This is a genomic window from Oceanobacillus chungangensis (genome assembly GCF_003369565.1).
In the GTDB taxonomy this organism is placed as follows: Bacteria; Bacillota; Bacilli; order Bacillales; family Amphibacillaceae; genus Oceanobacillus; species Oceanobacillus chungangensis.
Genome location: NZ_PIOD01000023.1, coordinates 20,057 through 27,703, shown reverse-complemented (window position 1 = coordinate 27,703; position 7,647 = coordinate 20,057). Strand labels below are relative to the sequence as shown.

Annotated in this window: 12 protein-coding genes; 1 reads left to right on the top strand and 11 read right to left on the bottom strand. The window is 32.2% G+C overall.

The genetic code is table 11. From position 1 onward, the window contains the following. Positions 1-140: 140 nt before the first annotated feature. From CWR45_RS16225 to CWR45_RS16215, 3 genes are all read right to left on the bottom strand, one after another. Positions 141-830: a zf-HC2 domain-containing protein gene (locus tag CWR45_RS16225; protein ID WP_115750899.1), complete on the bottom strand. Its 690-nt coding sequence runs from the start codon at positions 828-830 to the stop codon at positions 141-143. Beyond that, on the bottom strand, positions 827-1,312 hold the full coding sequence (locus CWR45_RS16220) for an RNA polymerase sigma factor (protein ID WP_115750898.1): 486 nt from the start codon (positions 1,310-1,312) through the stop codon (positions 827-829). Before CWR45_RS16220 ends, CWR45_RS16225 begins: the two co-directional genes overlap by 4 nt. A gap of 411 nt (positions 1,313-1,723) precedes the next feature. Beyond that, complete coding sequence (locus tag CWR45_RS16215) at positions 1,724-2,179, bottom strand: hypothetical protein (protein WP_115750897.1); 456 nt, start codon at positions 2,177-2,179, stop codon at positions 1,724-1,726. Between the two features lie 208 nt (positions 2,180-2,387). On the opposite strand from CWR45_RS16215, the gene CWR45_RS16210 reads away from it, so the two are divergent. After that, complete coding sequence (locus tag CWR45_RS16210; RefSeq protein ID WP_115750896.1) at positions 2,388-2,684, top strand: hypothetical protein; 297 nt, start codon at positions 2,388-2,390, stop codon at positions 2,682-2,684. A gap of 525 nt (positions 2,685-3,209) precedes the next feature. Here CWR45_RS16210 and CWR45_RS16205 read toward each other — a convergent pair. From CWR45_RS16205 to CWR45_RS16170, 8 genes are all read right to left on the bottom strand, one after another. Further along, positions 3,210-3,392: a hypothetical protein gene (locus CWR45_RS16205; protein ID WP_115750895.1), complete on the bottom strand. Its 183-nt coding sequence runs from the start codon at positions 3,390-3,392 to the stop codon at positions 3,210-3,212. Positions 3,393-3,516: 124 nt separating this feature from the next. Beyond that, the gene (locus tag CWR45_RS16200; protein WP_115750894.1) at positions 3,517-3,696 is read right to left on the bottom strand and encodes a DUF4083 domain-containing protein; all 180 of its coding nucleotides are present in this window, start codon (positions 3,694-3,696) and stop codon (positions 3,517-3,519) included. Positions 3,697-3,822: 126 nt separating this feature from the next. Further along, on the bottom strand, positions 3,823-4,260 hold the full coding sequence (locus CWR45_RS16195) for a hypothetical protein (protein ID WP_115750893.1): 438 nt from the start codon (positions 4,258-4,260) through the stop codon (positions 3,823-3,825). 220 nt (positions 4,261-4,480) lie between these two features. Then, on the bottom strand, positions 4,481-4,663 hold the full coding sequence (locus tag CWR45_RS16190) for a hypothetical protein (protein ID WP_115750892.1): 183 nt from the start codon (positions 4,661-4,663) through the stop codon (positions 4,481-4,483). Between the two features lie 159 nt (positions 4,664-4,822). Then, positions 4,823-5,200: a hypothetical protein gene (locus CWR45_RS16185; RefSeq protein ID WP_115750891.1), complete on the bottom strand. Its 378-nt coding sequence runs from the start codon at positions 5,198-5,200 to the stop codon at positions 4,823-4,825. A 127-nt stretch (positions 5,201-5,327) separates the two neighbouring features. After that, on the bottom strand, positions 5,328-5,681 hold the full coding sequence (locus CWR45_RS16180; protein ID WP_115750900.1) for a VOC family protein: 354 nt from the start codon (positions 5,679-5,681) through the stop codon (positions 5,328-5,330). A 161-nt stretch (positions 5,682-5,842) separates the two neighbouring features. Then, entirely contained in the window at positions 5,843-6,526 is a 684-nt protein-coding gene (locus CWR45_RS16175) for an ABC transporter ATP-binding protein (protein WP_115750890.1), read from the bottom strand. Beyond that, positions 6,526-7,647, bottom strand: coding sequence for an ABC transporter permease (locus tag CWR45_RS16170; RefSeq protein WP_115750889.1), 1,122 nt, complete (start codon positions 7,645-7,647; stop codon positions 6,526-6,528). Before CWR45_RS16170 ends, CWR45_RS16175 begins: the two co-directional genes overlap by 1 nt.

Genomic DNA, 7,647 nt, shown 5'->3' with positions numbered 1-7,647 from the left:
TCAGCTTTTAAAAATCATAAAATGCTGGGTCTAGTTTGTTTTTGTCTTTTTTAGGATTTTCGGATGTAAACTTTCATGGTAGTTCAATAACTCTATACAACTAATGCACCAGTTAGTTGAAGAACAAGAAAATCTTACTTTTACTCAAAGTGAAACATATTTTCTACTTCTTCGCTTGCTTTAGGCAAAACCATTCCCTTTTTCCAAACCAAAATATTATCTTCTGGAGTTCCGTAATACAATGCTTTTATCTCTACACCGTTATGATTCATTTCTTGACCTTCAATATCAAAAAAGTCATAACCCTTCGCCAATCCATAAGGTGGCTGTGCTTTTTTCTTTATTATAGGTCGTAAAGGCTTCATATAGAAGTTCCCGTTATCATCCATATCATATGCGATTTCATTTAAAGCATAACCATCTGTTAATTCCACATAATATACAATTTTGCCATCCGACAATTGACTTACTTGCGATATTTCTACTACGTTTGTTGGAACGTTGACTGTGTTCAAATGGAATAAATAATTATACCCGAAAGAGATAAGTGAAACCAAGATCACAGAAATGATAACACCTATAGCAAAGGATTTTACTTTTGAACGATTCCAGTAAGAAGAAATTCTCTTTATAACATTACTATCTTTTCGATTTATTTCGATTTCCTCTTTCGATAAGTTAAAGTCAACTTTAATTTTATCTAATTCTATTTTACAACTTTGACACTCAACAAGGTGTTCTTCTAACATTTTTTTACTATCATCACTGCATACGTTATCATAATACAATGGGAGCAAATCTTTCACTATTTCACAGGATACTCTCCTCATTTCAATTCCTCCTTTAGCAGATCTTGAATTTTACCTTTAGCTCGATGAAATGTGACTCTTGCCCAACTTTCTGTTTTCTCAAAAAGTTCGCTTATTTGTTTAAAGGAAAGTTCACCAAATACTCTTAGTGTAAAAACTTCTTTATAAGGCTCTTCTAAGCGATGCACAACCTGGTGTAAACGGAAATTTTCTTCTTTTTTCATTAACATATTTTCAACACTATTCTCAATGGTTTGTTCAGGTATATCATTTGTGTCATAACGCTTTTGTTTGTCGAGATAAGTAAAATATGTATTTTTTGCTATTTGACATAGCCAAACATTGAGTTTGCAATTGCCCTTGAATTTATCAATACTTTTTAAAGCCTTGAAAAACGTTTCTTGTGTTATTTCTTCTGCAATTTTTTCATTTCGGCTTAACATTAATACAAACGAGTAAACATCTCGAAAGTATCGTTTGTAGATATCTTCAAACTCCGTCACATTTCTACCTCCTTTCATAATTAAGACTAAGTAAAGTAAGTTTCGTTACAAAAATCATAAAAAATTGGCAGACGTATATGTCTGCCTTTAAGTCATATCATATCTTAATAAAGTAGAGAACTTTGTTCGATTAGATTTTCTTCTAATAAACTTACTTGTTACACTAAACTGCCTCAATAGTTCAGTATCCATAAACAGATAATAACATAATGCGTAACGCTTTAATTGTAAATTTCTGTTAATAAAAAAAAGAAATAGACCATCATTTGACGATCTTACTTGTTCAACTATTGCACCAGTTAGCAACAAAAGGTTTAACATTACTAAGAATAAGAAAACTTCCTACCCATAATACAATATTTGAAGAGATTATAGCACTTTATTTCCTCTATAAAGGAGAATTTCTTTTGATTAATTATCAAAAAGCATTAGATATGCAAAAAAATTAGGTGTGTCTTGTTTAACATGAGATGTGTCGATTCCACGTTCGATAAGCATATCCACTTTTAGTTCTTCGCAATTGGAGGTTATTTCATTTAACTGGGATTCAATAATGACAAGTATTCTTTCATTACCAGTGTTAATCTTCATATGATTGTAGTAATAATCACTTTTTTCATTTTTTACTACTTCATACGAAATGAAATTTAAGTTATCCAAGTTAGATATTATAGTGTCGTTTTTGTGTGCATGAGTATAGTTAAGAATTGTCATTTTCAAGAAAATAATTTCGGATTCAGATAATTCTGTTTCGACAAGATCTAATTTTTTTTGAAATGCGGAGATAACGTCATTAACTGATTGTAACGGTCGAATCTTATGGGAATATTGCTGTTCCAAATATGCTTTGTACTCATCATGATCCACTTAATCACCTCAACAAAAAGATATGTCATAAGACATTGTAAAAATAATTGCTATTAAATTAAACTGCCCCATTACTATAATATATTCGACAAAAAGAACGTTAACCCTTCCTGGATTAACGCAGCCTTTTGTATAAGAATGATCTCCAATTAAACATTGGTAATACTCCATTAGTACAAGGAATATACTTCTATTGAGGGGTGTATTTATGAAAAATAAATATCTGATTATTGGAGTTAGTGTTGTATTCATTATTTTGTTATCCGTATTTACAGTACATACAATTCAAATTATAAATTCGAATATGGTGGAAGAAGCTGCCCAAGATAAGATAATGCAAACAGAAATAATCGAAAAGATACATAAACAATTAGATAGTTACCCAATTTCAGGTATCGTGCTAACTCATAATTCTTTAGAGGACATAGACATAAACTTCTCAACAGAATTAGAGTTAAAAGATGATACAAAAAAGAGATTGAACAAATTGTGTATAGCGTTGTGAGACAAAATGGATTTAAACCAGATTCTTTTGATATTACATTTGACTATACGCAGTAAAACTCTACCTTCTTTTTTATCACTTTTTTTCTTCCACAGCTTTAACTTATATACAATAAATGCTCTGATTAGTTTCAGAGCTTTTTTGTTTTTCTTATTCAACTAAACTGCCCAGATAGTTTAAGTACGTTTCTTCACAAACTTCATTTAATTTAAACATTCACTTTATTATATAAAACATTATTCTGAAAAGAACTCAAAAAAGGTCTCGTCATTTATTATAACGAGACCTATGCTAATTTAGCATCTATTTAATTAGTTATTTGCATTTTAAAATTATAGTTTATTTCGAGTGTTATTTGTAGTGCTAATTATAAAATTTTGTACTTCGTAACGGAACCGTTTATTTCGAGATCGCCCTGTTTTTTTGCACCAGTTTGTTTAATAAGGCCGTTTTTTAAGGTTTATCGATGTTGTAGTTGATGGTATAAATCTACACAGATAGAAGCAAAATAACAAAACACGAGTCTTATTTTTTACCCCATCTAGAAAACCAAATCAATGGAATAATAATAACAAAAGGCAAACCAATAATTAAAAATGCAAAAGGTATATAATAAGCACTCCTAGCATAAATACCAAAAAAATCATCTATATCTGTTGCCATTCCTAGAAGAGTTGCATCGGATATAATTCTAGCAAAAAATATCATTACAAACCCACTTATAGTCATAGAAAGACCAAAATTAAAAGCAGTATTGCACCAGATACGTTAAGTAGAATGATTTACAATAGTAAACAATTTATTACCTCTAAGTACGTCTCCATAAAAAACATTAATTATTACCTTTTTTTATTTGTTCGTTTATATCATTGATTTTCTTTTCTAAACTATCAAGTTGATTTCTCCGTTTAATATAAGAACGGAAAAACCATACGATTAGTACGATTATAAACAATAGAAATCCAAGACTTAATAATTGAAATAAAGCATCACCAATCCTAAAACTATCCATATTTATACTCCTTTACAATTTACATAATTTTTCAATTAATGTAAACTGGGACTCTATTACAATAACTTCTACATAAAATTGCGTTGATCCTTCTAGAATTAACGCACCAGATAGTTGAATAACCTTTTATTTCATTCTTTCCAAGATTAAATAATCCTTTGTTTTAAATATCGATATGTCGTGTTTCTCTGCGAATTCAAGTAAATGTTCATACGCATTAGGTTGGGTGATAACGGCTAATCTGATGTTTTTTCCTCTGTATATTTTTATAATCGCCGCCTTCTTAGCCCAGCCGACCCGTATAAATCTTAATTGTTCGATTTGGTCAGGATAAATTTCTTTTTTAAAGATTAATTTATTATAAAATAGTATTCTATATACGAAATGGTCATCATTGATTTTAAATTTAAATCGAGTTCCAATTAGTAAAATTCCCCAAAGAGTTAGTAACAATATTCCATAAAAAGTTGATAATTCAAAGTAATCTCTCGCAGTCACCCACGAAATTGTTCCAAAGAAACCACTAAAAATTACTAACCTTTGTGGATTTAAATCATAGCCCATTGCTTCTAACCCTCCTCTAAAAACTCTAGTAGTATTACGCATAACTGTGGCAAAAGGTTTTGTTTCTTTATTCAACTTTTTCCGACGTTAGCACAATAACTCTATAACAAGATGATATCATAAGATTCCAACACTATATTACTATATTGGATTTTTCCAGAAGAAAAAGGCAATCAAATTCTATGATCGCCTTGTTAAACTCTTGCACCAGTTAACGGAACTAAGACAGCAGACTTTGAAAAAGCGTAATGGTTATTACTAATGCAGATAAAGATCCTGCAGAAAGTAACATTATCATTTTTCGCCAGTTTATCTCTTTTGAAGGTTTTGCAGCCTCTCGAGACACCGTAATCCATATAAACATAGATACTATAACTAAAATGAAAATAACCTCTTTAGACATATTTAAAACCTCCATAATTTTTATAATCTCCGTACCCTATGTACGAATTAGAAAAATTAAAGTTTCACTATTAGAGGATGCCTCCCTTTAGCACAATAAAGAAATAGCCATCGATCGACCTCTTCCTCAACTCTTGCACCTGTTAGTTCAAGAGAAAAGTTACTTTTCTTCGTATTTTTCGTTCCTAATTGCCTTTCTATATTTACCATTATCTTCAATTGCTATTACTTCATCCGTACTTATCCCTTCGATTGAATAATATTTTGTTCCTTTCTCGTACTCATTAGAGAAGTTTCCCGAATAAGTACCTTCCGTATCCGAATAGTTTGTTACTTCACCAATTTCTTTTCCTGCATCCTCAACGTATTCATCACTTAGTTGGTAGATGTATCCATTCCAGACAACAAATGAAAATGCCCAATCTGCTGATGAATTGTCAGTATTACTCTCGGAACATCCAGTCAAAATTAATAAAATAGAGAAAATCATCGTTATAAAAAAATAATTTTTAGGTAGCAGAAGAATCCCACCTTTCATAATAGGTTGTTAGTTTGTATATAAAGTTTCAACATATTTATTGAACTATCCTGCCATGCCAGTTATGTTAAAAAAGACCGCCATATTGACGATCTCCCTGTTAGCTAAAGCACCAGTTAGCTTAATATTAACACTCGCAAATCATTAAAATATTTCCATCAGGATCTTTGAAATTAAAATAATGGTTATGCTGAATTTCTGTAATCAAATTAACGCCCTTATTACTCATAAAATGAAATGCTTCTTCGATGTTTTTTGTATCTAAGTTGAATGCTGGTATTTTAAATATTTTTTCCTCTGAATAAATCTTGCTGTCTAACACAATCCCTGTACCTTCCGTAGGTATAACGTAAAGATGACCAAACAGAATTTCTCCATCTGTTTTAAGCCCTAAAATATCACAGTACCAATCTCTCGCTTTCTCTATGTTGCTCACTGGGATAAATACTGTTCCGATTTGTGTTAAAATAGGATTATCCATAAAAACACCCCCTTCCAACGAACTTATTAAGTATTCTATATATTCAATATAAAATCCTGCTTCTTTAGCAAAAAAGACTGCCATTGTGACGGTCCCATTGTTGTATTAAAGCAAGTTTGATTAAAATTTTCTCGAAAATCCTTATTTTATGGGATACCTTTTTAACCCTCTACTAGTTCCAGCTTCCCTTCATTCATACGATATACCCGATCACAGTACGAAAGCATCCTCTCATCGTGAGTGACCATAAATGCTGCTTTGTTTCTAGTTTTTACTCCCTTAGCAATCAGCTCTACGACTTCAAATGCCCGCTTACTGTCCAAACTAGCAGTAGGCTCATCTGCTAGAATAATGTCTGGGTCATTCACAAAAGCACGAGCAATAGCCGTTCGTTGACGCTCCCCTCCTGATAATTGTTCAGGAAATTTCTTTAATTTACTCCCTAATCCGACCTCTTTAAGTAATTCTTTTGCAAACATTTTATCCGCACTTGTAATTTTGCCTTTCATTTTCTTTACGACAAGTAATTGGTCAAGAACGTTTAAATAAGGAACAAGATTAGATGTTTGCAAAATAAACCCGATATGGTCTAAGCGTAATTTTGATACTTGGTTTGGTGACAATTGGTTAAGATTTTTATTATTAATGGTCACTTCCCCGCTTGAAGCTTGTAACAACGCTCCAGCAATAGATAGGAATGTACTTTTTCCAGATCCAGAAGGACCAATTACCGCTACGAGTTCGCCTGGCTGAACAGATAAGGATACATTGTCTAGAATCTGTAACTTGGAACCAGCCCCATCTTGATAATATTTCGATACGTTTTCAAACTGAATTCCACTCATTATTCTACCCTCCCGATTGCTTGTAACGGATCAATCTTTGTGATTTTTCTTACAGAGATTAGTGAGCTTAATACTGATACAAATAATAAAATAATTGCATAGCTAAACACTAACATAGGATCTAATGCAAATGGCATACCCGCAGGAAGTATTGCTGCAGTACCATATGTAAGAATTATTCCTATTCCAATACTAATGGTTGCTAATAAAGTGATTTGTGAAACGATTGCCTTAGTTAAAAATAGATTACTTGCACCAATGGCCTTCATCACACCAAATTGATTTGTCTTTTGTAAGGTAAGAACATAAAAGAATACCCCAATAACGAAAGCAGAAATGACTAGTAAAAATCCAAGCATCATCATAATAGTTCCATTCTCGGCAGTATAGCCTGGCATTCCATTTATTGCTTCTTTTTTAGTAGTTACTTCAATTCCTTCTATTGCACTCTCAAGCTTGTCCTGTTCAATAGAGTCACCTTGTAATATGATCGCGTTAACAGGTAATTCAACTCCCATATCCGATCCTGGAGCAGCAAAATGAATCGAACGCCACTCGTCTATAGAGATAAAGATGGAAGGTAAATGGTTAAAAGACTCCCCTTCAACAAACCCAATTACTTCAAGGATTTCAGTTACTCCCTCTATTTCTAATGTATCTCCTACTTCAATTCCTTGTTCTTTTAATGAATCATTTATAATAACCTGGTAATCTCCACCTTGTGTTAAAGGTTTTCCTTCTACTACTGAAGGTTCTAAAAAGGACCCAGGTTCGATTCCAAGTATTGATACATCTATCTTTTCACTATCGTCTTCATTTCCTTCTTTTAAAACAACGGCAACATGGCTTCCCATTGCCGCAGCATCCTCCACTTGCTCATGTGCTTTCAGATCTTGAACAAGATTTTCCGAAATTACCGAACGAGACATGGAATGACGAGCACCTTCCTCAAATGCTACATATTCTGCATCCATATTTTTAAAAGTTGCAGCACTTAAGGAGGATAGTCCATTACCGAGACCCGATAAAATAAATACTAGCCATGATATTAATACAAGGATCATACCAATCATAGCAAAACGCCATTTTGAATGCTTTAATTCTCTAGTTGCAAGAAACAT